This is a genomic window from Mesorhizobium sp. M1004 (genome assembly GCF_040318795.1).
Lineage (GTDB): Bacteria > Pseudomonadota > Alphaproteobacteria > Rhizobiales > Rhizobiaceae > Mesorhizobium.
On sequence record NZ_JAMYNB010000005.1, the window covers coordinates 80,221 to 105,944 of the forward strand.

The 25,724-nt window shown below is 62.9% G+C and carries 23 protein-coding genes; 14 read left to right on the top strand and 9 right to left on the bottom strand.

Features of this window, described 5'->3' with window-relative positions:
• Window positions 1-455 precede the first annotated feature (455 nt).
• Together NKH54_RS11915 and NKH54_RS11920 are read left to right on the top strand one after the other, a co-directional pair.
• A complete protein-coding gene (locus tag NKH54_RS11915; RefSeq protein ID WP_023688550.1) occupies window positions 456-641 on the top strand; it encodes a hypothetical protein in 186 nt (61 codons plus the stop codon).
• 2 nt (window positions 642-643) lie between these two features.
• On the top strand, window positions 644-844 hold the full coding sequence (locus NKH54_RS11920) for a hypothetical protein (RefSeq protein ID WP_081727376.1): 201 nt from the start codon (window positions 644-646) through the stop codon (window positions 842-844).
• 600 nt (window positions 845-1,444) lie between these two features.
• Here the strand turns inward: NKH54_RS11920 and NKH54_RS11925 are convergent.
• On the bottom strand, window positions 1,445-1,603 hold the full coding sequence (locus tag NKH54_RS11925; RefSeq protein ID WP_023672685.1) for a hypothetical protein: 159 nt from the start codon (window positions 1,601-1,603) through the stop codon (window positions 1,445-1,447).
• 185 nt (window positions 1,604-1,788) lie between these two features.
• Window positions 1,789-2,295 (bottom strand): DUF982 domain-containing protein, encoded by a 507-nt coding sequence (locus tag NKH54_RS32495; RefSeq protein WP_373432840.1) that lies wholly within the window; start codon window positions 2,293-2,295, stop codon window positions 1,789-1,791.
• On the opposite strand from NKH54_RS32495, the gene NKH54_RS11935 reads away from it, so the two are divergent.
• The 5 genes from NKH54_RS11935 to NKH54_RS11955 all read left to right on the top strand — a co-directional run bounded on the left by NKH54_RS11935 (window position 2,281) and on the right by NKH54_RS11955 (window position 9,917).
• On the top strand, window positions 2,281-3,342 hold the full coding sequence (locus NKH54_RS11935; RefSeq protein WP_023672687.1) for a glycosyltransferase family 4 protein: 1,062 nt from the start codon (window positions 2,281-2,283) through the stop codon (window positions 3,340-3,342). The two genes, NKH54_RS32495 and NKH54_RS11935, sit on opposite strands and share 15 nt — an antisense overlap.
• A 43-nt stretch (window positions 3,343-3,385) precedes the next feature.
• Window positions 3,386-5,548, top strand: coding sequence for an amylo-alpha-1,6-glucosidase (locus NKH54_RS11940; protein WP_023688553.1), 2,163 nt, complete (start codon window positions 3,386-3,388; stop codon window positions 5,546-5,548).
• A 144-nt stretch (window positions 5,549-5,692) separates the two neighbouring features.
• The gene (locus NKH54_RS11945; protein ID WP_027049439.1) at window positions 5,693-7,474 is read left to right on the top strand and encodes an alpha,alpha-trehalose-phosphate synthase (UDP-forming); all 1,782 of its coding nucleotides are present in this window, start codon (window positions 5,693-5,695) and stop codon (window positions 7,472-7,474) included.
• Complete coding sequence (gene otsB / locus NKH54_RS11950; protein ID WP_023672690.1) at window positions 7,471-8,259, top strand: trehalose-phosphatase; 789 nt, start codon at window positions 7,471-7,473, stop codon at window positions 8,257-8,259. Before NKH54_RS11945 ends, otsB begins: the two co-directional genes overlap by 4 nt.
• 200 nt (window positions 8,260-8,459) lie before the next feature.
• Complete coding sequence (locus tag NKH54_RS11955; protein WP_023693457.1) at window positions 8,460-9,917, top strand: NCS1 family nucleobase:cation symporter-1; 1,458 nt, start codon at window positions 8,460-8,462, stop codon at window positions 9,915-9,917.
• A 110-nt stretch (window positions 9,918-10,027) separates the two neighbouring features.
• On the opposite strand, the gene NKH54_RS11960 is transcribed toward NKH54_RS11955, so the two are convergent.
• From NKH54_RS11960 to tpiA, 5 genes are all read right to left on the bottom strand, one after another.
• Window positions 10,028-10,564: a DUF1697 domain-containing protein gene (locus NKH54_RS11960; RefSeq protein ID WP_353028274.1), complete on the bottom strand. Its 537-nt coding sequence runs from the start codon at window positions 10,562-10,564 to the stop codon at window positions 10,028-10,030.
• A 24-nt stretch (window positions 10,565-10,588) separates the two neighbouring features.
• Window positions 10,589-12,226, bottom strand: a complete 1,638-nt coding sequence (gene pyrG, locus NKH54_RS11965; RefSeq protein WP_081725397.1) for a CTP synthase — start codon at window positions 12,224-12,226, stop codon at window positions 10,589-10,591.
• 154 nt (window positions 12,227-12,380) lie between these two features.
• Complete coding sequence (locus NKH54_RS11970) at window positions 12,381-13,499, bottom strand: L,D-transpeptidase (RefSeq protein ID WP_023738727.1); 1,119 nt, start codon at window positions 13,497-13,499, stop codon at window positions 12,381-12,383.
• Window positions 13,500-13,700: 201 nt separating this feature from the next.
• On the bottom strand, window positions 13,701-14,189 hold the full coding sequence (gene secG, locus NKH54_RS11975) for a preprotein translocase subunit SecG (RefSeq protein WP_353028275.1): 489 nt from the start codon (window positions 14,187-14,189) through the stop codon (window positions 13,701-13,703).
• A 181-nt stretch (window positions 14,190-14,370) separates the two neighbouring features.
• Entirely contained in the window at window positions 14,371-15,141 is a 771-nt protein-coding gene (tpiA, locus tag NKH54_RS11980) for a triose-phosphate isomerase (RefSeq protein ID WP_023819952.1), read from the bottom strand.
• Between the two features lie 147 nt (window positions 15,142-15,288).
• Between tpiA and NKH54_RS11985 the strand changes: the two genes are divergently transcribed.
• The 5 genes from NKH54_RS11985 to NKH54_RS12005 are packed head-to-tail and all read left to right on the top strand — an operon-like array spanning window position 15,289 to window position 20,733.
• On the top strand, window positions 15,289-17,184 hold the full coding sequence (locus NKH54_RS11985) for a peptidylprolyl isomerase (protein ID WP_353028276.1): 1,896 nt from the start codon (window positions 15,289-15,291) through the stop codon (window positions 17,182-17,184).
• Between the two features lie 31 nt (window positions 17,185-17,215).
• The gene (trpD, locus tag NKH54_RS11990) at window positions 17,216-18,226 is read left to right on the top strand and encodes an anthranilate phosphoribosyltransferase (protein ID WP_353028277.1); all 1,011 of its coding nucleotides are present in this window, start codon (window positions 17,216-17,218) and stop codon (window positions 18,224-18,226) included.
• 3 nt (window positions 18,227-18,229) lie between these two features.
• Window positions 18,230-19,042, top strand: a complete 813-nt coding sequence (trpC, locus tag NKH54_RS11995) for an indole-3-glycerol phosphate synthase TrpC (RefSeq protein WP_353028279.1) — start codon at window positions 18,230-18,232, stop codon at window positions 19,040-19,042.
• A gap of 2 nt (window positions 19,043-19,044) precedes the next feature.
• Window positions 19,045-19,527, top strand: a complete 483-nt coding sequence (gene moaC, locus NKH54_RS12000) for a cyclic pyranopterin monophosphate synthase MoaC (protein ID WP_352915680.1) — start codon at window positions 19,045-19,047, stop codon at window positions 19,525-19,527.
• Entirely contained in the window at window positions 19,528-20,733 is a 1,206-nt protein-coding gene (locus NKH54_RS12005; RefSeq protein ID WP_353028280.1) for a molybdopterin molybdotransferase MoeA, read from the top strand.
• A gap of 44 nt (window positions 20,734-20,777) precedes the next feature.
• Here the strand turns inward: NKH54_RS12005 and NKH54_RS12010 are convergent, their stop codons facing one another.
• Window positions 20,778-21,614 carry a hormone-sensitive lipase gene (locus tag NKH54_RS12010; RefSeq protein WP_488473701.1) on the bottom strand — a complete coding sequence of 279 codons (837 nt, stop codon included), beginning with the start codon at window positions 21,612-21,614 and terminating at the stop codon, window positions 20,778-20,780.
• A 160-nt stretch (window positions 21,615-21,774) separates the two neighbouring features.
• Here NKH54_RS12010 and NKH54_RS12015 point away from each other — a divergent pair, with 160 nt between their 5' ends.
• Together NKH54_RS12015 and kynA are read left to right on the top strand one after the other, a co-directional pair.
• Window positions 21,775-23,400 carry an AMP-binding protein gene (locus NKH54_RS12015; protein WP_353028281.1) on the top strand — a complete coding sequence of 542 codons (1,626 nt, stop codon included), beginning with the start codon at window positions 21,775-21,777 and terminating at the stop codon, window positions 23,398-23,400.
• On the top strand, window positions 23,397-24,233 hold the full coding sequence (kynA, locus tag NKH54_RS12020; protein WP_031262369.1) for a tryptophan 2,3-dioxygenase: 837 nt from the start codon (window positions 23,397-23,399) through the stop codon (window positions 24,231-24,233). Before NKH54_RS12015 ends, kynA begins: the two co-directional genes overlap by 4 nt.
• Window positions 24,234-24,338: 105 nt before the next feature.
• On the opposite strand, the gene kynU is transcribed toward kynA, so the two are convergent.
• A complete protein-coding gene (gene kynU, locus NKH54_RS12025; RefSeq protein ID WP_502907504.1) occupies window positions 24,339-25,583 on the bottom strand; it encodes a kynureninase in 1,245 nt (414 codons plus the stop codon).
• Window positions 25,584-25,724: the final 141 nt, after the last annotated feature.

Consider the following 25,724-nt stretch of genomic DNA (forward strand, 5'->3'; position numbering starts at 1 on the left):
GGTCATCGCTCGTGCGAGCAGCGAGGGCGATCAAAGAGACTTAGGTCTTTTGACGTCGTTTTTGCTGCCACCAGCTGCGGGCAGATCGGACCAGAGGCTGCTGCCGCGATCCAGGCGCGACACCGCGCTCGTCACCGATCATGTCAGCAACGTGGTCAAGCACTGTATTTCGGTCGCTCCAAATCGACCGGATACAACACGCTGCTCTCATGAAAGCCACTGTGGCCCGCTACGCAAGTCGCCGGAAGCTCGCAATAAACTGCGATAGCAGCCCAGGCTTAGGATTTATATTGCAGGCCCGCACCACTGGCGGGGCGACGCGGGCGGGCCTTCGTTGAAATCCGCGTTGGGAGTCAGATTCCGTCGGCACCGAAATCACAGGTGCTGACGAAGCAGACGGAACTTCCCCCCACGATCACGGTTTCGAGTCACGAGACCAACCCAAGGAGATGCAGATGTCGAGCAAAATGCCGCCCGTGCCGCCTGAGAACCAGAGCCAGAAGGGTCGAGGAGAAGGGCGACAGGTTAGCCACGATGATGCCCAGCACGGCACTCACGGAGCGCCGGATCCGGAGCGCCAAGGGCAGCAAGCCAACACCAAGGTCAACACCACTCATCAGGGCCGTCAGCAGGATCGGTGATCATGTCCACATCGAAGAAACACCCGAACACGATCCGGCAGGGCGGGCCAGGCGCATCGCACGAGAACGCCAGAAAACCCCTGCGGGTCAACAAACCCCCGGCGGATGAAGACCGTCGATCCAAAAGCCGAGTTTCAGGGGGTGGCGGTGAAAAGGACAGTCATCATTCGCACAATCCAGCCAAGAAGGGTAGCAACAGTTGAACCCACGGCTTTGTGAATGATTGTGCTAAAGCGCGCCGCGTGTGCATGTCATTGTCTCACAACCGAGCCTTTTTTTGAGTGACATGCATAGCCGGACCAGGGTGAGGATCAGCGAGTCGAGACGCCCGGAAAAACCGGAGGCCGTGGGCCCGCACCACTGGCGGAGCGATGCGGGCCCGGCCAAGGGTTACGGCCCTCGACCAGCAGCGAGGGGCTCGCTGCCGCATGCAGAACAAGCCCCGTAATTTCAGGTTCCGCTAATATACAAAAAAGCCGGCCACCTTTCGGCAGCCGGCCAGTTCCAACAGAACAAGGGAACGTGCACTGATGGGGCAGTGCAACGCCCGAAGTGTTTCGAGGCGACGATGTTCCACCGGAAATCCACGGATTCGCCGTTTCGATCTACATTGGCCGGATTGAAAGATCTTTGACGATCTCTCCCAAGTTCTCGCGGAGCCCGGTCCGACGTGTGGCGCCCTGTCTGCGTCTTGGCTCTCTATGCGGCCAGCAAGCTCATCTTTGAAGAATGCCCGCCGCGACTGCCGCGCGCGTCAAACACCGGCGTGCAATTGGTCGAGCGCGCGGCAGACCGGGGACGCGTCAAGTCGAGCGTCGGTCGACGTAGGTGTAGACGCCGGCCCCAATGGCGACCGCGCCGACCGTGATCACGATCGATGGCGCGCCCATCAAACTGGCAAAGACCGCCCAGATGAGGGCGATGACGATAGCGCCGAGTGTTCCCAGGATCAGTCTCGGCATTGTCTACCCCTCCACGTTCGGGCCGCCCGTGGATGGTCGTCACCCACCGGTCATGCGAAACGCCGCATGAAAGCACAGTGTGGCCCATGAGGTGAAGGGCCGCGCCGGAATACTCCGGTGCGGAAAAGATGATGCCCGCGCCGCCAAAGCCCGGGTGTTCAATAGCCAAATGGCTGGACCGGCGCCTAGCGCCTCAGCGCGTGGACTTCCGCCATGCTTTCGCCGCCCATCGGCAGGGCCATGTCATCATCGAGCAGCCGGGTGATGCGGGCAAAGCCCGTAAACGCCTTCCTGGCTGCTTCGGCCGACATTCTGCCCGACAGGGCCGCGGAGCAGCAATTCACGGCGCACTGATACACAGGCCCACGCCGTCCCAATGGCCATTTCTGCAAAAAGACCATCGCTTCGGCAACGCTATCGACTTCCTCGACGGGGTGTCCCTGCCCGCGCGCAATGCGCACGGGCGTAAAGAAATGCAAGCGGTCCATTTTGTTCTCTCCCTGGTCGGCCGCAGCGCGAACCAACCCTACTAAATTCGCGGATGGCGCGTTTGTTCCGCTTATTGCAAAAAAATCTGCGCTGGTGGGCTTGGGTTGCCGACGCCCGCTTTTGTCCGGAACGTTAGGCCGGCTGATGCATTTCGCTCTCGTGATTGCCTTGAGGGACACGTTCAAACCATGCGCATAGCCCATGTCGCCCCTTTGCACGAATCGGTGCCACCCCTTCTCTATGGCGGCACCGAGCGCATCGTTTCCTATCTGACCGAAGGGCTGGTCGAACTCGGCCATGAGGTGACGCTGTTCGCCAGCGGCGACAGCCGGACGTCGGCCAGACTGATACCAGGTCGCGAACGCGCGCTACGCCTCGATCCGCGTCCACTGAAATCGGACACGGCGGCGCATCTTGCGATGCTTGCCGATGTGAGGAACCGAGCCCACGACTTTGATATCATTCATTTTCATCTCAGCCATTTCCTGCATTTCTCGTTCTTCGAGACCATGCCGGACAAGACGGTGACAACGCCTCATGGCCGGCTCGATTATGTCGATCTGGCGCCAGCCTATGAGCGTTTTCCGCGCTTTCCGCTGATCTCGATCTCGCATAGCCAGAAGACCGGGCTTGCGAATGCCAATTGGCTGGCCACCATCCATCACGGGCTGCCGACGGGTCTCTATCAGCCAACCTTCGAGACGGCGGCAGGCGAACCATACCTCGCCTTTCTCGGCCGGCTTTCGCGCGACAAGCGGCCGGACCGGGCCATCGACATCGCCTTGCGCTCGGGCATGAAACTCAAGCTGGCGGCCAAGATCGGCGACGATGATCGCGCCTATTTCCATGAGACGATCGAGCCGTTGATCGATGGCGACCGCATCGACTATGTCGGCGAGATCGCCGAGAGTGAGAAGACTGAATTCCTCGGCAATGCCGCTGGTCTGCTGTTTCCGATAGACTGGCCCGAGCCGTTCGGCCTTGCCGCGATCGAGGCGATGGCGTGCGGTACGCCAACCATCGGCTGGAACTGCGGTGCGTTGCCGGAAGTCATCGACCATGGCGTTACCGGATTTGTCGTCGATTCTCTCGACGCCGCGGTCGCCGCGGTGCCGGCCTTGCTGCAACTCGACCGGCGAAAGGTGCGCGCCGTCTTCGAAAGTCGGTTCTCCGCCAACAGGATGGCGCGCGACTATCTCACTGCCTATGCGCGTCTCATCGGCGCCCCGGCTGAATCGAAAGCGTCGTGAACGACGGCGGACGTTCCGAGCCCGAAACAGAGATTTGTGACTGATGACCGAACTTGACGAGCGCAAGCTCGACCCTGCCGTGGCCCTTGCCTCCCTGGACGAAACCGCGCCGCGCGAGCCGCACCGGCTGTTTGCCCTAAAGCAAGGCGACTGTTTTGCCGTGGCCGATGCCTACGGCGATATCAGGGGTGCGGGCGACGGTTTCTTCCGTGACGACACCCGGGTGCTGTCGGAGTTCAGGCTCACCGTCGGCGGCCGGCAGACATCGCTGCTCGGCGCCTCCCTCAGCCAGGACAATGTGCTGTTCACCAGCAATATGACCAATTTGCCGATGCAAAGCGTCGGTGGCCGCGACATCCCGCAGGGCGCCATCCATATCGAGCGCGTCAGGCTGTTGTGGCAGGACCGGCTGTTCGAGCGCATCACCCTTTCCAACTACAGCCAGGAGCATTCGGCAATCCGCGTCTCGCTGCATTTTGCCGCCGATTTCCGGGACATGTTCGAGGTCCGCGGTTCGACCCGGCCGAAGCGCGGAATGGCGCATGCAGCGGAGATCGAGCCTGCCTCGGTGCTGCTGCGCTATGACGGACTGGACGGGCTGGCGCGGGTGTCGGCGATCTCGTTCTCGCAGCCGCCAGACCAGTTGAGCGCCGAGCGCGCGGATTTCCTCATCGCAGTGACCAAGCGCAGCAGCAAGATGCTTTACGTCGAGGTCGGCGCGGAACTGACCGAAACGCCCGACCGCGACCGCTTCCGGGCGGCCGCGGCGCGCGCCCGTTTCGGCATGCGGGCCAAGCGCCGCCATGGCGCGACGGTGCACAGTTCGGGTCGCGTCTTCAACGATTGGGTCGAACGCGCCCGCGCGGATGTCGCCTTGCTGACCACCGAGTTGTCGACCGGCCCCTACCCCTATGCCGGCATCCCCTGGTTTTCGACGGCCTTCGGCCGTGACGGCGTCATCTCGGCGCTGCAGATGCTATGGCTCAACCCCGGCCTGGCGCGCGGCGTGCTTGCCTTCCTCGCCCAGCACCAGGCGACCGAGACATCGCCTTTCAGCGACTCGCAGCCCGGCAAGATCATGCACGAGACGCGCAAGGGCGAGATGGTGGCGCTGCAGGAACTGCCTTTCGGCCGCTACTATGGCGGCGTCGATACCACGCCGCTCTACATCCACCTCGCCTGCGCCTATGCCGAACGCACCGGCGACATGGACTTCATCGCCAGCCTGTGGCCGTCTCTCTGCGCCGCCGCCAAGTGGACGGAAGAGGCGAGCCGCGCAACCGGCTTCGTCACCTATCAGCGCGCTGCCGAATCCGGCCTTGCGAACCAGGGCTGGAAGGACAGCTTCGACTCCGTCTTCCACGCCGACGGGCGCATTCCCAAGGGGCCGATCGCGCTGGTCGAAGTGCAGGGTTATGTCTTCGCCGCCTTCAGGGGCCTTGCCGCTCTCGCCCGCCGCCGGGGCGAGTTCGCGCAGGCCGAGCACTGGGAAAATCGCGCCGAAGAGATGCGGATCGCCGTCGAGCGTGATTTCTGGCTGGACGATCTCGGCTTCTATGCGCTGGCGATCGACGGCGCCGGAGAGCCGTGCAAGGTGCGCACCTCGAATGCCGGACACCTGCTCTATGTCGGCCTGCCCGAACCGGCGCGGGCTAAGATGGTCGCCGACCAGTTGCTTTCGGCTTCCTTCCACTCCGGCTGGGGGGTGCGAACGCTTTCCGACGACGCTGTGCTGTTCAACCCGATGTCGTACCACAATGGTTCCATCTGGCCGCATGACACGGCGATGTGCGGCGCCGGCCTGGCGCGGTTCGGCGAGCGTGACAGCGTGGTGCGGCTGATGAGCGGTACGTTCGAATCGGCAGTGCATTTCAACATGCGACTGCCGGAACTGTTCTGCGGTTTCACCCGCTCGCCGGGCGAAGCGCCGATCGCCTACCCCGTCGCCTGCCTGCCGCAAGCGTGGTCGGCAGGCTCGGCCTTCATGCTGATGCAGGCGTGCCTCGGTCTGGAAATCGACGGCTGGAACGGCGAAATCCACGTCACTCGACCCCGTTTGCCGATCGGCATCGATACGCTGACGCTCAGGCATCTGGGTGTCGGCGAAAAGAGGGTCGATCTTACCTTCCAGCGCGTCGGCGACCGCGTCGTCGCCTTTCTCGCCGACCGCCATGAAGGGCTGGTTCCGCTGATCGTGCGGACATGATCTGAACGGCCTTCAACGGGAACCGAACCCAGGGTTTGTGCGTTGCGAAAAACACAGGTTCTCACGGGCGATCGTCGGCTGCGAACACTCAAATGGAACCATGAAGAAAAAGGCCCTGACGGCCAAAATTGAGTTGGAATTGGAATGACTGATTATGGCATGGCCCTGCTCTGGGTCTTGATCCTTGCAAGCCTTGGCCTTTCGATTCTAGCCGTTCTGTTATCGATCTCCAGGCAACGTCGTAGCCATAGCTTGACGGTTGCACCGACTGCCGGCGAGGACGTCGCATCGGAAGCGACGCGCAAGGTTTTGCGGGAGTTCGAGAAGAATGGACAATCTCCCGACGCGGCGCTGGTGAACTGGTCGCCCGACACCTTGCGTAAGATACTTGCCGACGACCTGCCGGACGCGCAGGTCATCGTCGTCTCGAACCGAGAACCCTATATCCACAACATCAAGGACGACGGCGTCGAGCTTCTGGTGCCGGCCAGCGGCCTGGTGTCGGCGCTTGAGCCTATCACCCGCGCCTGCAGCGGCACCTGGATCGCCTATGGCGGCGGAACGGCGGATCGTCTGACGGTCGATAGCAACGATCGGGTTCAGGTGCCGCCGGACAATCCGTCGTATACGCTGCGCCGCGTGTGGCTGAGCGACGACGAATATCAGGGCTACTATCTCGGCTTTGCCAATGAAGGGCTTTGGCCGCTCTGCCATATCGCCTTCACCCGGCCGGTCTTCCGTGCCTCGGACTGGGAGGCCTATGAGGCCGTCAACCGCAAATTCGCCGATATGGTGGTTGCCGAGGCGCGCAATGAGCGGCCGATCGTGCTGGTTCAGGATTACCATTTCGCGCTCCTGCCGCGCATGATCCGCGAGCGCCTGCCGGAGGCGATCATCATCACCTTCTGGCACATCCCGTGGCCGAACTCCGAAGTGTTCAGCATCTGCCCATGGCGCGAACGCGTTCTTGATGGACTGCTCGGGAGCTCGATCATCGGCTTTCACACCCAGTTTCATGCCAATAATTTCACTGAAAGCGTAGACCGGTTCCTGGAAAGCCGCATCGAGCGCGCCGACGCCGCGATCTCGTATGGCGGGCGGACGACCCTGGTGCACGCCTATCCCATCTCCATCGAATGGCCGGCCGAACTCCTGGCCAAACTGCCACCGGTCGAGGAAAGCCGCGCCCGCCTGCGTGAGCGGTTCGGCCTGTCGGCGGACGTCAAGCTGTGCGTCGGCGTCGAGCGCCTGGACTACACCAAGGGCATCCTCGACCGCTTCCATGCGCTGGACGAATTGTTTACGCGCCACCCCGAGTGGATCGGCAAGGTAGTGTTCCTGCAGATTGCTGCCCCAAGCCGCGGCACGCTGCCGGCCTACCAGCAACTGCACGATGAATGCATGCGCTATGCCAACGAACTCAACCAGCGCTACGGTCATGACGGGTACAAGCCCGTGGTCATGGTGGCTGAGCACCATTCGCAGCAACAGGTCTATGAGATCTATCGCGCCGCCGACATCTGCATGGTCACCAGCCTGCATGACGGCATGAACCTCGTAGCCAAGGAATTCGTCGCCGCGCGTGACGACGAACAGGGCGTGCTGTTGCTCAGCACATTTGCCGGCGCGTCGCGCGAACTGCTGGAAGCACTGATCGTAAATCCTTACGACGCGGCGATGATGAGCCAGGTGCTGCTGCAGGCGCTGACCATGTCACCGGACGAACAGCGCGAGCGCATGCGCCCGATGCGGGAAATAGTGCGCGACAACAATGTCTTTCGCTGGGCCGGCAGCATGCTGCTCGATGCGGCGCGCCTGCGCAAACGCGGCGACCTCGAAAGAGCGACTAGTGTCGCCGAGCGGCCCGCAAACACCGACACCAACATCGTCTCGCTGTTCGACCGCATGCGGAAGGTGGCGTCATGAATAGCCTGTCAAAAGCACCGGGCCTGCCAACCGCACCCGACCTGCCGGAAGGACAATGGGCGCTTTTCCTCGATATCGACGGCACGTTGCTGGAGCACGCGGCGCACCCCGACGCCGTGTCCGTAAGCGACGAACTGCGCAACCTCCTCGGCGTCGTCGATGAACGGCTGGACGGCGCTGTCGCCTTTATCACCGGCCGCTCGGTCGAAGGCGCCGACCGCCTGTTTCATCCGTTGAAGCTGCGTGTTGCCGGTCTCTATGGGCTGGAACACCGGCTGACGCCGGACGGCCCGGTCGTTACCGCCGATGCTCCCGCCGATATCGCTGCCCTTGCCGACGCCATCGAGGCCGAACTGGATGACGGCCTTGTTCATATCGAGCGCAAGGGTCCGATCCTCGCCATCCATACGCGTGCGGCGCCGCATCTGCTGGCCAGGGCAACGCATCTTGCCGAACAGGCATTGACCGAGCTTCCCAAGGGCTATCGGGTTATCCCGGGCAATGCCGGCGTCGAACTCATGCCGCTCGAAGCAGCCAAGGGCGCTGCCGTGCGGCGTTTCATGGCAATCCCGCCCTTTGCCGGACGGCGGCCGGTCTTTCTCGGCGACGACACCGCCGACGAAAACGGTTTCGAGGCGATCAACGAGGCCGGCGGCATCTCGATCCGGGTCAAGCCGCGTGGGCCGACCGTGGCCCAATACAGGCTCGATGATGTCACCTGCGCGATAGCTTGGCTTGCCGCCAATTTCGACGCATCACCGGCCCTCAACCGCAAAGCGTCCTGATCCCTGCCGTCTGCGGGTCGAATCAAGATCGCCGTGATTGCGCCGACCTTCGCCAAAAGCCGATCGATAAGCGCTGTTCTCATTGAATATCTTTAAGGCCAAAGCCGGCAAATGGATTGCTTGCCGGTTCCCCTGCGTCAGGCATAACCTGCGCAGTCGACGCGTGAGGGCGCGTGCGGCATCAAGGGGAGGACATCGCAGTGACCATACAAGGCGCATCACCCGATCTATACAATGAGGATCTGGCTCCGGCCAAAGTCCGAAACTGGGGGCCGTTCTCGATTTTCAACGTCTGGACGTCGGACGTCCACAGCCTCTGGGGCTATTATCTCGCCGCAAGCCTGTTCCTGTTTTGCGGCGGCTTCGTCAATTTCATCATCGCCATCGGCATCGGTTCGCTGATCATCTACGCGCTGATGAACATGGTCGGCTATGCCGGCGTGAAGACCGGCGTGCCCTACCCCGTGCTGGCGCGCGCGTCCTTCGGCATCTGGGGCGCCAACATTCCGGCCCTGGTGCGCGCCATCGTCGCCTGCTTCTGGTACGGCGCGCAGACGGCAGCGGCATCGGGCGCGATCGTGGCGTTGCTGATCCGCTCGCAATGGTTCGCCGATTTCAACGCCAACACGCATTTCCTCGGCCATACGGGTCTGGAAGTGATCTGTTTTGTGGTCATCTGGGCACTGCAATTGCTGATCATCCAGAACGGCATGGAAACGGTGCGCCGCTTCCAGGATTGGGCCGGCCCGGCGGTGTGGGTGATGATGTTGATCCTGGCGATCTATCTCTGTGTAAAATCCGGGAGATTTGCCTTTACCAGCGACATCCCGATGGATGTGCTGCTCGACAAGACAAAGGATGCCGGCGTACCCGGAACCCCTGGCTCCTGGACGTCGCTGTTTGCGGTGGCGGCGATCTGGGTCACCTATTTCTCGGCGCTCTATCTCAATTTCTGCGATTTCGCCCGCTATGCCCCAGACAAGGCATCGCTGCGCAAGGGCAACATCTGGGGCCTGCCGATCAATCTCATCCTGTTCTCGCTGGTCGCCGGCGTGACCACCATCGCTGCCTTCGACGTGTATGGCGAAGTGCTTCTGCATCCCGACCAGATCTCGGCGAAATTCGACAGCTGGTTCCTGGCAGCGCTTGCAGCCCTGACCTTTGCCGTGGCGACGCTCGGCATCAATGTGGTGGCAAACTTCGTCTCGCCGGCCTTCGACTTCTCCAACGTCTTTCCGCGGCAGATCGACTTCAAGAAGGGCGGCTATATCGCGGCCGTAATCGCGCTGGTGCTCTATCCCTTCGCGCCGTGGGAAGGCAGTGCGGCGTCTTTCGTCAACGTCATCGGCGCGACGATGGGGCCGATCTTCGGGGTGATGATGGTCGACTACTATCTGATCCGGAAGGGCGAGGTCGACGTCGAGGCACTGTACCGCGAAGATGGCGAGTTCCGCTTCCAGGGCGGCTGGCACATCAACGCCTTCATAGCCGCCGGCATCGGCGCCATCTTCTCCTCGGTCCTGCCGAACTTCACGAACCTGCTACCGGCATGGTGGGGCGTTTATGGCTGGTTCTTCGGCGTCGGCATTGCAGGGGTCATCTACTACGTCCTTCGCACCGCCGCCCTTGGCGCAGGGGCCAGGACGGCAAAGGCGTGAAATGAGAGATAGGGAGTAGTCAGTAGTCAGTAGTCAGTAGTCAGTAGTCAGTAGTCAGTAGTCAGTAGTCAGTAGTCAGTGGGAATAGTATAATCCCTACTCCCTACTCCCTACTCCACCATCTCAGCCAATCTCCGCACCGTGTTCCAGTTGCGTGCGGTGCCGATGCCCATGCGCTTGTGGTTCATGGCAGCGAGCAGCCGCGAGCTTGGCCGCTCGCGCGAAAAGACGACCCAGATGTCGCCATCGACCGAAGCCACCTTCTCGTCCTCGGCGGCATAGGCCTGGAGCGCGGCCACACCATCCGCTGGCGCTGGCTTGCGCATCACCCGCACAGCCACCTGATCGCCTGCCTCGGCAGAGTCGGCCGGGAATGGGTTGCCGGCGGCAAGTTTCAGCCAATCCTCGGCAGTGCGCACGATGATGACGACGTTGCGGCCGAAGGTTTTTTCGAAGGCCGTTTCCAACTGCTGTTCCAGCTTGGCGATACCAGTCGCCCGTGTCTCGAAGACCAGATTGCCGGTCGCCACCAGGGTGCGCGGGTTCTTCAGCCCAAGCTGTTCAGCCATCGCCTTGAGGTCGGCCATGACGACCCGGCGGCCTTCGCCGAGGATAATGCTGTAGAGCAGCGCAACATAGGTCTGCATCAGCTGCGAAACCTCACCGTGGCCCTAGACCAGTCGCGACTGGTCCACCGCGGCCGAGATGAAGCTGGCGAACAGGGGATGCGGCTCAAGCGGCCGGCTCTTCAGCTCCGGATGGTACTGGACGCCGATGAACCAGGGATGGTCGGGGTATTCGACCGTTTCCGGCAGCACGCCGTCGGGCGACATGCCGGCAAACACCAGGCCGCAATCTTCCAGCCGCTCCTTGTAGTCGATATTGACCTCGTAGCGGTGGCGATGGCGCTCGGAAATCTGGGTGTCGCCATAGATGTCGGCGATCTTCGAACCCTTGGCGAGTTCAGCCTGATAGGCGCCAAGCCGCATGGTGCCGCCGAGATCGCCCGTTTCGCGGCGCTTCTCCAGCATGTTGCCTTTCAGCCATTCGGTCATCAGGCCGACGACCGGCTCGTCGGTCGGACCGAATTCGGTCGACGAGGCGTGTTCGACGCCGGCCAGCGAGCGCGCTGCCTCGATGCAGGCCATCTGCATGCCGAAGCAGATGCCGAAATACGGCACCTTGCGCTCGCGGGCGAATTTCGCCGCCAGGATTTTGCCTTCCGAGCCGCGCTCGCCGAAGCCGCCGGGCACCAGGATGCCATGCACCTTTTCCAGCCACGGCGTCGGGTCTTCCTTCTCGAAAATCTCGCTCTCGATCCAGTCGAGCTTGACCTTGACGCGGTTGGCCATGCCGCCATGCGACAAAGCCTCGATCAGCGATTTGTAGGCATCCTTGAGGCCGGTGTATTTGCCGACAATGGCAATCGTCACCTCGCCCTCCGGATTGTGGATGCGGTTGGACACGGCCTGCCAGGGCTCCATGCGCGGCTTCGGCGCCGGATCGATACCGAAGGCGGCCAGCACTTCCGAATCGAGCCCTTCCTTGTGGTAAGCCATCGGCACGTCATAGATGTGGGGCACGTCGAGCGCCTGGATGACGGCACTTTCGCGCACATTGCAGAACAGCGACAGTTTTCTGCGCTCTTCCTTGGGGATGGCGCGGTCGGCGCGGACCAACAGGATATCGGGCGCGATGCCGATGCCGCGCAGTTCCTTGACCGAATGCTGGGTCGGCTTGGTCTTCAGCTCGCCGGCCGTGGGGATGTAAGGCATCAAGGTCAGGTGGACATAGACGGCGTTGTTGCGCGGCAGATCGTTGCCGAGCTGGCGGATCGCCTCGAGAAACGGCATCGCCTCGATATCGCCAACCGTGCCGCCGATCTCGCACAGCACGAAATCATAGTCGTCATTGCCGTCGAGCACGAAATTCTTGATCTCGTCGGTGACATGCGGAATGACCTGCACGGTGGCGCCGAGATAGTCACCGCGCCGTTCGCGCTCGATAATGTTCTTGTAGATGCGGCCGGTGGTGATGTTGTCCTGCTGGTTGGCCGAGCGGCCGGTGAAGCGCTCGTAATGGCCAAGATCGAGATCGGTCTCGGCGCCGTCATCGGTGACGAAAACCTCGCCATGCTGGTAAGGCGACATCGTTCCGGGATCGACATTGAGATAGGGATCGAGCTTTTTGATGCGTGCGCGATAGCCTCGCGCCTGCAAGAGAGCCCCAAGGGCCGCTGCAGCGATGCCTTTTCCAAGTGAGGAAACCACGCCGCCTGTGATGAATACATATCGCGCCATGGGAGTCATCGCTTAACGCGGCCGAATTGATTCCGCCAGAGAAAAAACCGCCGCTGAGGCTTTTTCCAGAGAAGGCGCGATAGTCCCGAGGTTCGAGACTGGTGTTTTGGTCAAAACAAAAGGGCCGGCAAAAGCCGGCCCTTTCGGCAGGTTTGTGAAAGCGTCAGATGATGACGACCTTGGTGCCGACCCTGACGCGGCTGTAGAGGTCCATGACGTGCTCGTTGATCATGCGGAAGCAGCCATTGGAGGCGCTGGTTCCGATCGACTGCGGCGCGATGGTGCCGTGGATGCGCAGATGCGTGTCCTTCTTGCCGTCGTAGAGATAGATGGCGCGGGCGCCGAGCGGGTTCTGGCCGCCGCCGGGCATGCCGTCCTTGTACTGGCCATAATGCTTGGGTTCGCGCTTCTGCATGTCGAGCGTCGGGATCCAGCGCGGCCATTCCTGCTTGTCGCCAACGGCAACCTTGCCCTTGAACTGCAGGCCTTCGCGGCCGACCGCGATCGCATAGCGGCGGGCGGTGAAAGCCGATTCGACGAGGTAGAGGCGGCGCGCGCTAGTATCGATGACGATCGTACCCGGCTCATAGCCGCTGAATTCGACGTCCTGCGGCACGAATTCCGGCTTCACCTTGAACTGTTTCTTGGCTTGCCGCTTGGCGAGAGCTTGGTCGAGCGCGCGCGTTTCGGGGAGATAGGCAATCGACGAGGCAGAGGACGTGCCGCCGAACAGGCCGGCGAACAGTCCGCCGCTCGTCGGCTTCTGGCCTGGGGCCTCGCTGCGCAATTCGCCATTATTGCCGGTCAGCGCGATATTCATCGCTTCGGCCGGAAGCGGTTCAGCCGATTCGATCGGCTCGATCGGCGCGATCGGGTCAACCGGAGCGATGATCTTGGTGGTCTTCTTGCCTGGCTTGGCGTCGGCAACCACGACCGGCTTGCCCTTGCTTGCCAGGAACGCCTGGCGCTGGGCATCGGCCCTGGCTTTCGCCGCATCGCGCATCGCCAGCTTGCGGGCCTCGAGCGCCTTGACGCGGGCGAGATCCCTCTCGGCGGCGATCTTGTCTTCGAGCTTGCTGATCTGAGCCAGATCATCCGGGCTCGGGTTTTTCTTCTTCTTGAGAAGCTTCAGCTGCGTCGCATCGCTCTTGGCGGCGACGTTGATGACAGCGGTTTTGCCAACCGCCTGCGGTGAGGTCATTGCCGGAGTGCCGGCGAAGACCGCGGAGCTCATGCCGAATACGGCACAAAACCCCATGAAAATGAAGCTGCGAAGCTGCATGGCGAAGATCCGATCGTTCAATGCTTGTTGCCCACGGCGTCGCCCGGCGCCCCCCAAGGGCGCAGAAAGTGCCGCCGGCAATCTATAATCGAAGTGGCGTACGGGCCTCAAGCACGGGGTGCGGTCGAATCTTCGTGATCGTGTGCCATTTGCCGCGACTGTGTTGAAACAACAACAGATCGCGGCATCTGACGCTACCGACTACTGGTTCGGAACCTGCGGTGTCACCGGGAAGGTAACGCCATTGGTAGCCGGCGGCGCAGCCGAATCGGTTGCAGGTGGCGTCGCCGGAGATGGAGCCGTCGCCGGGGCCGTGGTGGCGGGCGGCGTCGTGGCGGCGCCGTTGGCCGCGGGCGCGGCCGGTGCGGTGTTGCCCGAAGGCGGCGTCGGCGCCGTCGTGCCGGGCAACTGATTGAGCACGCCGTTGCCGCTGTCGGCCGGCACGCGGTCGAGAATGTCGATCGGTTTTTCGCCATAGCGGGCAACGATCGAGAGTGTCAGCGACGTCACGAAGAAGGCCGCGGCCAGGATCGCCGTCGCCCGCGTCAGCGCATTGGCGGCGCCACGCGCGGTCATGAAACCGGAACCGCCGCCAATGCCGAGACCACCGCCTTCGGAGCGTTGCAGCAGCACGACGCCGACAAGGGCGAGCACGACCATGAGGTGGATGACGATCAGTACGGTTTCCATATTTTATCCTGGCAAGCCCTGCCGCTCCCTGGCGATCAGGGCCGGTGATTTGGAGGCGGCTCCATACAATGCTTTAACGGCCTTTCCAAGCCCGTGGCCAGAATATGGGAAGCAATGCGCCCTTTGCAAAGATTTCCGCCGAACTGCTGCGTTCATAAGTCGATGACCGAAATTCCGGGGCCTACGCGATATTCTGGTATGCCTCGGCGATGGCGAGAAAGTCGGACGCCTTCAGGCTGGCGCCGCCAACCAGCGCGCCATCGACGTTTTTGACGCCCAGCAGTTCGACTGCGTTGGACGCCTTGACCGAGCCGCCATAGAGAATGCGCATCTTGCCGGCCACGACTGCGCCGAGCGCTTCCGCCAGTTTTTGGCGGATATGTGCGTGCGCCTCCGCCACGTCTTCGGCGGTCGGCGTCAGGCCGGTGCCGATAGCCCATACCGGCTCGTAGGCGATAACGGTGTTGGCGGGCGTTGCGCTCGGTGGCACCGAGCCGGCGACCTGCCGCGACAACACGTCGAGTGCTGTGCCCGCTTCGCGCTCCGCCTTGGTCTCGCCGATGCAGATAATGGCGACGAGCCCTGCCCGCCACGCCGCCGAGGCCTTGGCGAGGACGATGGCATCGTCCTCGCTGCGCTGTTCGCGGCACTCGGAATGGCCGACAATGACGTGGCTGGCGCCCGCATCCTTCAGCATCTCGGCTGAGACACAGCCGGTGAAGGCGCCGCTTTCCTTGATGTGGCAGTCCTCGCCACCGGCCCGCACCGGCGTGCGCGACAGGATTTCGACGGCGCGCGACAGCAAGGTTGCCGGCACGCAGACCAATGCTTCGGTCTCTGCGTCGAGCCCGCTCATGAAGCCGTTGCCGATCATCCTGAGCTCGTTCAGCGAAGCGCTGGTGCCGTTCATTTTCCAGTTGCCGGCAACGAGCGGTCGAATTCCTGGCGTCATGGGGATCTGGTTCTCCGGGCGACATTGGGGTCTCGCCCTCCCTATCAAAATCAGGCCACAAAGCAATCGACAGTGAGCCGGAAGGGCGCTATTGCGCTTGTTTCAGACTCGGGCGCACGCAAAACTGCGCAAAAATCGGAAGTAACAATGCTTGGTATATTAAGAAGCGCGGCAGGGACCTGGGTCGCGAAAGCCCTGCTGTCGCTGCTGGTGTTGAGTTTCCTTGCCTGGGGCGTCACCACGCGGATGACGGGCGGCTTCCTGGCCGGCCATCATGCGGTGATCACCGCCGGCAGCACCACCGTGTCGATCACCGAGTACCGCCTAGCCTACGATCGCCAGATCGCCATGCTGCAACAGCAGATCGGCCAGCGCATCAGCCGCGACCAGGCCAAGGCCTATGGCATCGACAACCAGGTGCTGGCTCAGTTGGTGTCCGGCGCCGTCCTCGACGAACAGGCGCGCAAGCTCGGGCTTGGCTTCTCCAAGGACAGGCTGGCCGAACTGACGCGGCAGGAACCCGCCTTCCAGGGCCCGAATGGCCAGTTCGACCGCCGGCTGTTCGAATCCCGCCTGCGCGAACTGGGAATGCGGCCGGAGGATTATCTGAAGAACCGGGCTCAGGTGGCGGTGCGTCAGCAGATCGTCGAAGCGGTTTCGGACGGGCTCAAGGCTCCGGATACCTTCTTCAAGGCAGTTGCGCTCTATCGCGGCGAAGACCGCACCATCGACTATCTGATCTTGCCAAAGGCGTTGGTGGAGCCCATCGAGGCGCCATCCGACAGCGTGCTTCAGGCTTATTTCGAGGCCAACAAGAAAACCTACGCGGCGCCAGAATACCGCAAATTCTCCTATGTCCGGCTCGAGCCCGAAGACATCATGGATGTCGGCGCCGTGACCGACCAGCAGGTCAGCGACGACTACAACAAGAACAAGGGCCGCTACACCACGCCGGAAATGCGCACCATCGAACAGCTGGTGTTCCCTTCCGCGGACGCCGCCAAGGCGGCATCCGATTCGCTGAAGACGGGCGCCACTTTCGACAAGATCGTCACCGCGCAGGGCAAGACCCCGGCCGACACGCTGCTCGGCACGCTCTCCAAGGATAAGATCACCGACAAGGCGGTCGCCGATGCCGCATTCGCGCTTGCCGTCAACGAAGTCAGCCCGGTCGTCCAGGGCGCGTTCGGTCCGGTGCTTTTGCGCGTTACCGAGATCAAACCGGAAACGGTGAAGCCGCTGGCGGAAGTCTCAGACCAGATCCGCAAGGATCTGGCGCTTGGCGAAGCAAGCCGCATCCTGCTCGACGTGCACGACAATTACGAAGACACCCGCGCCGCCGGCAGCACGCTGGCCGAAGCCGCCGCCAAACTCAAGCTCAAGGACGTTACCGTCGAGGCCATAGACCGCACCGGCCTCAAGCCGGACGGCACCATCATCAAGGACCTGCCGGCATCGCCGGACCTCATCAAGGCGGTGTTCGAGGCCGAGCCCAACACCGAGAATCAAGCCCTGACCACGCCTAACAACGGCTTCGTGTTCTATGAACTGACATCGATCACGCCGGCTCGCGACCGCACGCTGGACGAAGTCCGCCAGCGCGTGGTGGCGGACTGGACGACAGAGGAAACGACCAAGCGGCTGACCGCGAAAGCAGACGAACTCGACAAGCGCCTCAAGGCTGGCACCACACTCGACGTCATCGCCGGCGAACTGAAGCTTGAAAAGCAGACCAAGCGCGGCGTGAAGCGCGAGGCCGACGATGTCGATTTCGGCAAGGAGGGTGCTGCTGCGATGTTCGGCGTCGGCGAAGGCGGCACCGGGCTGATCCCCTCGCCCACCGGCGACGGCCAGATCCTGTTCAAGGTCGCCGAAGTGTTCGAGCCGGCCGGAGCCGACGCCAGCTCGGTACCCGACGATGCGCAAAAATCCTTCACGCAAGGCATGTCCGACGATCTGCTCGACCAGTTGGTGGCGCAGTTGCAGACGCAGTACGCCGTCAGCGTCGACCAGGCCGCCGTTGCCCAAGCCCTCGCCCAATGAATGGCCTTAGCCCAATGAACGTCTTGGCCCAATGAGCGCCCTGAAGACCCATATCGCCAAGGTCGCCACGGGAACCGGGCTTACCTTCGAGGAAGCGCGCGAAGCTTTCGACATCATCATGTCTGGCGACGCGACGCCGGGCCAGATCGGCGGCTTCCTGATGGCGTTGCGCGTGCGCGGGGAGACCGTGAGCGAGATTTCCGGCGCCGTCGCCACCATGCGTGCCAAGATGCTGCGCGTCGAAGCTCCTGAGGGCGCCATCGACATTGTCGGCACGGGCGGCGACAATTCGCATTCAGTCAACATCTCGACCGCTTCGGCCTTCGTCATTGCCGGCTGCGGCGTGCCGGTCGCCAAGCACGGCAATCGCGGCCTGTCGTCGCTGACGGGCGCCGCCGATGTGCTGGTCGCGCTCGGCGTCAAGATCGATATCCCGCCAGAGGTGATCGGCCGCTGCATCCAGGAGGCCGGCGTCGGCTTCATGTTCGCGCCGGCGCACCACCCGGCGATGAAGCATGTCGGCCCGACCCGCGTCGAGCTCGGCACGCGCACCATCTTCAACCTGCTCGGACCGCTGTCCAATCCGGCCGGCGTCAGCAGGCAGATGGTCGGCGTGTTCCTGCCGGAATGGATCGTGCCGGTGGCCGAGACATTGAAGGCGTTGGGCACCGAGCATGCCTGGGTGGTCCATGGGGATGGCTATGACGAAATCACCACCACCGGCGAAACGCACGTGGCGGAATTGGCCGGCGGCGAGATCCGCCATTTCACGCTCACCCCGGAAGCCGTCGGCCTGCAGCGCCACACCAAGGACGAGTTGCGCGGCGGCGACGCCGCCTACAATGCCACGGCGTTGCGCGACATGCTGAGAGGTGCTGCCGGGGCCTATCGCGATACGGTGCTGATGAACGCCGGCGCCGGCATGGTGGTGGCCGGCAAGGCGACGACGCTTGCCGACGGCATGGCCGCGGCCACACAGGCCATCGACAGCGGCCGGGCGCTGGGCGTGCTCGACAGGCTGGTCGAGATTTCGAACGGATGAGCCGTGGCTGACATTCTGCGCAAGATCGAGGCCTACAAGCGCGACGAGATCGCGGCGGCGAAGGCGCGGATACCGTTGGCCGAGATCAAGGCGCGAGCCAAGGATGCCGACGCACCGCGTGGCTTTCTGAGGGCGCTTGAGGCGAAGCGCAGATCGGGCAGCTTCGGCCTGATCGCCGAGATCAAAAAGGCAAGCCCATCCAAAGGCTTGATCCGTGCCGATTTCGACCCGCCCGCACTGGCGCAGGCCTATGAGAAAGGCGGTGCCGCCTGTCTTTCGGTGCTGACCGATGCGCCATCCTTCCAGGGCGCGCCGGAATTTCTCATCAGTGCACGGAAGGCAGTGTCCCTGCCCGCGCTGCGCAAGGATTTCCTGTTCGACCCTTATCAAGTCTACGAGGCTCGCGCATGGGGCGCCGATGCCATCCTGATCATCATGGCCTGCGTCGATGATGCCTTGGCGAGCGAATTGGAAGCGACCGCGTTCGAACTCGGCATGGACGCGCTGATCGAGGTGCATGACGAGGCCGAGACGCAGCGCGCGGTAAAACTCTCGTCGCAGCTGATCGGCATCAACAACCGCAATCTCAGAACATTCGAGACCAGCCTCGAGACCTCGGAACGGCTGGCATCGATGGTGCCGGGCGGCCGATTGCTGGTCAGCGAGAGCGGAATTTTCACCCACGACGATTGCTTCAGGATGCAAAAGACCGGCATCAGCACCTTCCTCGTCGGCGAGAGCCTGATGCGGCAAGAGGATGTCGCTGCGGCAACGCGGCTGCTTTTGACAGGCAAGGCGAAGGCAGAGGTAGCCTGACAATGGCAGCCGCCCTCACCCATCTCGGCGCCAAGGGCGAGGCCAACATGGTCGATGTCGGCGACAAGGCGGAGACGACGCGCACGGCGGTCGCCGAGGGCTTTGTCTCGATGCGGGCCGAAACCCTGAAGATGATCCTCGACGGCGACGCCAAGAAGGGGGATGTGCTCGGTACCGCGCGCATTGCCGGCATCATGGCGGCCAAGAAGACGCATGAGCTGATTCCGCTCTGCCATCCGCTGCTTTTGACCAAGGTGTCGGTCGACATCGAACCGGACACCACGCTGCCCGGCCTTAGGGTCACCGCGCTTGCCCGCGTCACCGGCAAGACCGGGGTCGAGATGGAGGCGCTGACCGCGGCATCTGTCGCGTGCCTGACCATTTACGACATGGCCAAGGCGGTCGACCGCGCCATGGTGATTTCCGGTATACAGCTGGTGGAAAAGACCGGCGGCAAGTCCGGCGACTACAAGGCGGGTTCGTAAATGGCGCTGGTTCCGGTCGCCGAGGCGCTTCAACGCCTACTCGACGGCGCTGTGGCGTTGCCCGGTGAAAGGGTCGCGCTGGCGGATGCGGCCGGCCGGGTGCTGGCGGAGCCGGTCGTGGCGCTGCGTACCCAGCCGCCTTTCAATGCATCTGCCATGGACGGCTATGCCGCACGGGCGCAGGATGTGGCGTCGGCCCCGGCGCGGCTTTCGGTGATCGGCATGGCGCCCGCAGGGCGAGGCTTTGAGGGCACAGTTGGTAAATCCGAGGCCGTGCGCGTCTTCACCGGCGCGCCGCTGCCTGAAGGCGCAGACACGATCGTCATCCAGGAAAATGTTCGCGATCTCGGCGGTGGCCGGATCGAGGTCACCGAACCGACGGCGGAGAACCGCAACATCCGCCGCCTTGGACTGGATTTTGCCCAAGGCGACGTGCTGCTGGAAAAAGGCCGCGTGCTCGATCCGGCTGCATTGTCCCTGGCGGCGTCGGCCAATCATTCCCGGCTGAACGTGGTGCAACGGCCGCTGGTCGCCATCATCGCCACCGGCGACGAATTGCTGCCACCGGGCAGCGAACTTGGCCCCGACCAGATCATCTCGTCCAACGCCTATGGCGTCGCTGCTGTGGCGCAGTCGGTCGGCGCCCGCGCCCTCGATCTCGGCATCGCTGCCGACCGCAAGGAGGCGATTGCGGCACTGGTGAAAAAGGCGGTCGCTGCGAAAGCCGACGTCATCGTCACGCTCGGCGGCGCTTCGGTCGGCGACCATGATCTCGTCCATGACGTGCTGACCGGCGAAGGCATGAAGCTCGACTTCTGGAAGCTCGCCATGCGCCCGGGCAAGCCGCTGATGTTCGGGCGGCTCGGCGATATCAGGTGCATCGGCCTGCCCGGCAATCCGGTGGCGAGCCTGGTCTGCTCGCAATTGTTCCTGAAGCCGTTATTGGCGCAGCTCGGCAGCCGTCCCCACCGGCAGGACATCCGCCAGGCTCAGCTTGGCGCCGCGATGCCGGCCAATGATCTAAGGCAAGACTATGTGCGCGCCGTGGTCCGGGAAGAAGCCGGCGCATTGGTGGCGACGCCGTTCGGCATCCAGGATTCCTCGATGCTGAGAATGCTGGCCGACGCCAACGGCCTGATCGTGCGCGAGCCCTTCGCTCCGGCGGCAGAAGCAGGCGCTGCTTGCAGCGTTCTGATGTTGCGCTGAGGGTCGCGCATTCAAGCCTTTAAATCTAACAGATAAACTGTTTGTTACTCCGCCAGCAATGTCCGCGTCAGCGGATGTGTCGGATCGGCAAGCCCGTCGACGATGCTGAAATGATGCCGGTCCGGCTCGACCACTGTGCTGGTCGTGGCGCCGAGGCCGATCCAGATGTTGGCAAGCAGCGCATTCTGGCGCAGGAACTCCGCCCGCTCGCCGCCGCCGGCCCAGCAGGTGATGCGCGCGCCCTGCATGGGGCGCAGCAGAACCGGGCTTTCGGCCAGTGCTTCCGCTTCATCGATGGCCAGTGTCGCGTTCATCCCCGTCCGCATGATCGGCCGCAGATCATGAACCCCGGAGATCGAGACGACATTGCGTATGCGGCCGGCCACATCGGCGGCCAGAGGCGTCGTTGTCGTCACCATCCTGGAGGCGAGATGGCCGCCGGCGGAATGCCCGGTCAGGATCACCGGCCCGCCGACCATCGTCGCCGCCTTGCCGATCGCCGCCGCGATTTCCCTGACGATGCCGGAAATGCGTATGTCGGGACAAAGCGTGTAAGTCGGCATTGCCACGGCAAAGCCATTGGCAACCGCGCCGTTGGCCAGATGCGACCATGGCTTGTTGTCGAACGCCTTCCAGTAACCGCCATGGATGAAGACGACGAGCCCTTTGGGCATGACATCGGGAAGGAACAGATCGAGCCTGTTGCGCGGGCTGTCGCCATAGGCGATGTCGAGCTTGGCCCGACCGGACGCCGACATTGTGTCGCGAAAAGCCTGTGCCGGTGTGTCCCACGCGGCCGGCCAGCGATTGCTGCCGGCAATGTTGTCGCCGTTGGCGTAGGCATTGTCCCAATCGGCAACACGATGTTGGAGCATCTGCATCCCTCCCGGATGGCTTCAGTTCAGTCGACAGGAATGGCCGCCGAACAGGGCGGCGTCAATCCTGCGACCTAAAAACATTTTAGGCTTGAAACAAATTTCGACTGGTGCGATCCTGCGCCTTGTTCAGCCATGGGCGCGAGGCAGACAGGGGCAGCCGAAAATGCTTGGGCCATCAGCGCATATCGACACATTCACGCGCGACAACCTGCCGCCGCCGGAGCAATGGCCGGAGTTTTTGCTCGACGGCTTCGACTATCCCGACCACATAAATGCCGCCGTCGAATTGACCGACAGGCTGGTCGAAAAAGGGTTCGGCGACCACACCGCGCTGATCGGCAATGGCCGCCGCCGCACCTACAAGGAACTGTCCGACTGGACCAACAGGCTCGCCCATGCCCTGGTCGAGAATTATGGCGTCAAGCCGGGCAACCGGGTGCTGATCCGCTCGGCCAACAATCCGGCCATGGTCGCCTGCTGGCTGGCCGCCACCAAGGTTGGCGCGGTGGTCGTCAACACCATGCCGATGCTGCGCGCCGGCGAACTCGCCAAGATCGTCGACAAGGCGGAAATCACGGTTGCGCTTTGCGATACAAGGCTGATGGACGAGATGACCGCCTGCGCCAAGGGCAGTGCGTATCTCAAGCAGGTCATTGGCTTCGACGGCACGGCCAACCATGACGCGGAACTCGACCGCGCCGCCCTCGACAAGCCGGTCACCTTCACTGCCGTCAACACCGGCCGCGACGATGTCGCCCTGCTCGGCTTCACCTCCGGCACCACCGGCGTGCCGAAGGCGACGATGCATTTCCACCGCGACCTGCTGATCATCGCCGACGCCTATGCCCGCGAAATCCTGGAGGTGACGCCCGACGACATCTTTGTCGGCTCCCCGCCCCTTGCCTTTACCTTCGGTCTTGGCGGGCTCGCCATCTTCCCGCTGCGTTTCGGCGCCGCGGCGACGCTGCTGGAACAGGCGACGCCACCCAACATGATCCACATCATCGAGACCTACAAAGCGACCATTTCCTTCACCGCTCCAACCGCCTATCGGGCCATGCTCAAGGCCATGGATCAAGGCGCTGACCTGTCCTCGCTGCGCGTCGCGGTTTCGGCGGGCGAGACGCTGCCGGCGCCTGTCTTCGAGGAATGGACTGAGAAGACCGGCAAGCCGATTCTCGATGGGATCGGCGCCACCGAGATGCTGCATATCTTCATCTCCAACCGCTTCGACGACATGAAGCCGGCCTCCACCGGCAAACCCGTCGGCGGCTATCAGGCACGCATCGTCGATGACGAGATGCGGGAGCTGCCGCGCGGCTCTACTGGCCGGCTGGCGGTGCGCGGCCCGACCGGCTGCCGCTACATGGCCGATGCCAGGCAAAAGGACTATGTCCGCGATGGCTGGAATCTCACCGGCGATACGTTCACGCAGGACGAGGATGGCTTCTTCCACTTCGCCGCGCGTTCCGACGACATGATCGTCAGCGCCGGCTACAACATCGCCGGCCCCGAGGTCGAAGCAGCGCTGCTCTCGCATCCCGACGTCGCCGAATGCGCGGTGACCGGCGCCGAGGACGGTGAACGCGGCCAGATCGTCGAGGCGCATATCGTGCTTGTGCAAGGTGTTTCGCCGGACGCATTGACCGTCAAACGCCTGCAGGACCACGTCAAGGCAACGATCGCGCCCTACAAATATCCGCGTTCGGTGAAGTTCATCGACGCCTTGCCCAAAACCCAGACCGGCAAGATCCAGCGCTTCCGGTTGCGCGCGGAGAAGATCAATTGATTAAGCCGAACGATCCGGCGTCCGATGGCGCGCAGATGTCGTTCAAGGAGCGGATGTCCTACAGCGACTATCTGCAGCTGGACAAGGTGCTCGATGCGCAGGCGCCGCTGTCTTCTGCCCATGACGAGATGCTGTTCATCATCCAGCATCAGACATCCGAATTGTGGATGAAACTGGCCCTCCACGAGATCGGCGCCGCGATCCGCTCGATCCGCGCCGACCGCCTCGAACCGAGCTTCAAGATGCTGTCTCGCGTCGCGCGCATCTTCGAGCAGCTCAACAATGCCTGGGACGTGCTGCGCACGATGACGCCAAGCGAATACACCGAGTTTCGCGACGCGCTCGGCCAATCCTCGGGCTTCCAGTCCTGGCAATACCGCGCCATCGAGTTCATGGCCGGCAACCGCAACCTTGCCATGCTCGGGCCGCACAAGCACCGGCCCGACCTTACGGACAGGCTGGAAGCCATCCTGGCCACGCCGTCGCTCTATGACGAGGCGCTTCTGCTTTTGGCGCGCAATGGCTTCGACATCGGCGCCGACGCCAGTCGCACGGACTGGCGCGAGACGCGCGTCGAGAACGAAGAAGTGCTGGCTGCCTGGCAAACCGTCTACCGCGACCCGCAGCGCTACTGGATGCTCTACGAACTGGCCGAGAAGCTGGTCGACTTCGAGGATTATTTCCGCCGCTGGCGCTTCAACCACGTCACCACGGTCGAGCGCATCATCGGCTTGAAGCGCGGCACGGGCGGCACCTCAGGCGCCTCCTATCTGAAGAAGATGCTGGAGGTCGTGCTGTTTCCGGAGCTCTGGACGGTCCGCACCCGACTCTAGAGCATTTCACCGTTTAACGGAAACGGCGAAATGCTCTAGCTCTTTGATTGACGCAATTTCGGACGGAAAACCGCTTCACACTTTTCCTGAAATTGCTCTAGTTTCTCACGTAACCGCGGTCTTCACCGCGAAGCGGGCGTCCTGCCAGGCGCCGGTGCGCAGAATATCCTCCAGGACTTCGACCGCCTGCCAGACATCGCCATATCCGACATAGAGCGGCGTGAAGCCGAAACGGATGGTCGACGGCGCCCGGAAATCGCCGATCACGCCGCGCTCGATCAGCGCGCGCATCACCTGATAGCCATGCGGATGGAGGAACGACACCTGGCTGCCGCGCTGGCTGCCGTCGCGAGGACTTTCCAGTTCAAGCCCGTAGGCGCCGCATCTGGCTTCGACGAGCTGGATAAACAGGTCGGTCAGCGCGATGCTTTTTCTGCGCACCGCCGCCATATCGATGTCGTTCCAGATATCGAGCGCGCCCTTGAGCGCCCGCATCGACAGCACCGGCTGCGTTCCGCACAGGAAGCGGCGAATGCCGCTGCCGACGGCAAAGCCCTGCTCGAAGGCAAAGGGCCGCGCATGGCCCCACCAGCCGCTGAGCGGCTGGTGGGCATCGTCATGGTGGCGCTCGGCCGCGTAGATGAAGGCTGGCGAGCCCGGGCCGCCATTGAGGTATTTGTAGGTGCAGCCGACGGCGAAATCGGCATTGGCACGGTCGAGTTCGACCGGCAAGGCGCCGGCGGTGTGGCAGAGATCCCAGATGATCAGCGCGCCGGCGTCATGTGCCTTGCGCGTCAGCGCCGGCATGTCGCGCAACTGGCCGGATTTGTAGTTGACGTGGTTGACCAGGATGACGGCAACGCTGTCGTCGATCAGCTCCTCGATTGCGGCCGCGTCGACGCCCTCCAGCCGCAGCCGCGTTCTCGGCCGGGTCGAGGCGACGCCTTCGGCCATGTAGAGGTCGGTCGGGAAACTGTCGCCCTCGGCAACGATGACCGACCGATCCGGCCGCATGCCGAGCGCTGCGTGCAGCAGCTTGTAGATGTTGATCGAGGTTGTGTCGCAGACCACCGTCTGCCCGTCAGCCGCGCCGATCAGTCGTCCGAGCTGATCTCCCAGTTCCACCGGCATGTTGAACCAGCCGGCCGTGTTCCAGGCGCGAATGAGGTCGTGCGCCCATTCCTGCGTGGCGGCCTGCTGCAATTCGCTGAAGACGGCTGGTGACGCGGCACCCAGGGAATTGCCGTCGAGATAAATCACGCCTTGCGGCAAGACAAAGCGTTCGCGCATGGAGCGCAGCGGATCGGCGGCATCCATTGCTTCGATTGCAGCGAGATCGGGTGTCATCATGATTCGGCGCCCCTCCATGGACAAACGCGCGCGGCGGAGCCTGCCCGCCCAAACATGCCGGCGATCTTGAGGGGTCGCCCTTGAACTGTCAAACATTATATATAATTCACCCATTGAAAGGCTTTGATATATAATGCTCAG

What these genes read in the sequence shown, in the direction of transcription:
- NKH54_RS11915 (WP_023688550.1), top strand. Translation starts at nt 456, where the DNA reads ATGTCGAGCAAAATGCCGCCCGTGCCGCCTGAGAACCAGAGCCAGAAG.
- NKH54_RS11920 (WP_081727376.1), top strand. Translation starts at nt 644, where the DNA reads ATGTCCACATCGAAGAAACACCCGAACACGATCCGGCAGGGCGGGCCA.
- NKH54_RS11925 (WP_023672685.1), bottom strand. Translation starts at nt 1,603, where the DNA reads ATGCCGAGACTGATCCTGGGAACACTCGGCGCTATCGTCATCGCCCTC.
- NKH54_RS11935 (WP_023672687.1), top strand. Translation starts at nt 2,281, where the DNA reads ATGCGCATAGCCCATGTCGCCCCTTTGCACGAATCGGTGCCACCCCTT.
- NKH54_RS32495 (WP_373432840.1), bottom strand. Translation starts at nt 2,295, where the DNA reads ATGGGCTATGCGCATGGTTTGAACGTGTCCCTCAAGGCAATCACGAGA.
- NKH54_RS11940 (WP_023688553.1), top strand. Translation starts at nt 3,386, where the DNA reads ATGACCGAACTTGACGAGCGCAAGCTCGACCCTGCCGTGGCCCTTGCC.
- NKH54_RS11945 (WP_027049439.1), top strand. Translation starts at nt 5,693, where the DNA reads ATGACTGATTATGGCATGGCCCTGCTCTGGGTCTTGATCCTTGCAAGC.
- otsB (WP_023672690.1), top strand. Translation starts at nt 7,471, where the DNA reads ATGAATAGCCTGTCAAAAGCACCGGGCCTGCCAACCGCACCCGACCTG.
- NKH54_RS11960 (WP_353028274.1), bottom strand. Translation starts at nt 10,564, where the DNA reads ATGCAGACCTATGTTGCGCTGCTCTACAGCATTATCCTCGGCGAAGGC.
- pyrG (WP_081725397.1), bottom strand. Translation starts at nt 12,226, where the DNA reads ATGACTCCCATGGCGCGATATGTATTCATCACAGGCGGCGTGGTTTCC.
- NKH54_RS11970 (WP_023738727.1), bottom strand. Translation starts at nt 13,499, where the DNA reads ATGCAGCTTCGCAGCTTCATTTTCATGGGGTTTTGTGCCGTATTCGGC.
- secG (WP_353028275.1), bottom strand. Translation starts at nt 14,189, where the DNA reads ATGGAAACCGTACTGATCGTCATCCACCTCATGGTCGTGCTCGCCCTT.
- tpiA (WP_023819952.1), bottom strand. Translation starts at nt 15,141, where the DNA reads ATGACGCCAGGAATTCGACCGCTCGTTGCCGGCAACTGGAAAATGAAC.
- NKH54_RS11985 (WP_353028276.1), top strand. Translation starts at nt 15,289, where the DNA reads ATGCTTGGTATATTAAGAAGCGCGGCAGGGACCTGGGTCGCGAAAGCC.
- trpD (WP_353028277.1), top strand. Translation starts at nt 17,216, where the DNA reads ATGAGCGCCCTGAAGACCCATATCGCCAAGGTCGCCACGGGAACCGGG.
- moaC (WP_352915680.1), top strand. Translation starts at nt 19,045, where the DNA reads ATGGCAGCCGCCCTCACCCATCTCGGCGCCAAGGGCGAGGCCAACATG.
- NKH54_RS12005 (WP_353028280.1), top strand. Translation starts at nt 19,528, where the DNA reads ATGGCGCTGGTTCCGGTCGCCGAGGCGCTTCAACGCCTACTCGACGGC.
- NKH54_RS12010 (WP_488473701.1), bottom strand. Translation starts at nt 21,614, where the DNA reads ATGCAGATGCTCCAACATCGTGTTGCCGATTGGGACAATGCCTACGCC.
- NKH54_RS12015 (WP_353028281.1), top strand. Translation starts at nt 21,775, where the DNA reads ATGCTTGGGCCATCAGCGCATATCGACACATTCACGCGCGACAACCTG.
- kynU (WP_502907504.1), bottom strand. Translation starts at nt 25,583, where the DNA reads ATGATGACACCCGATCTCGCTGCAATCGAAGCAATGGATGCCGCCGAT.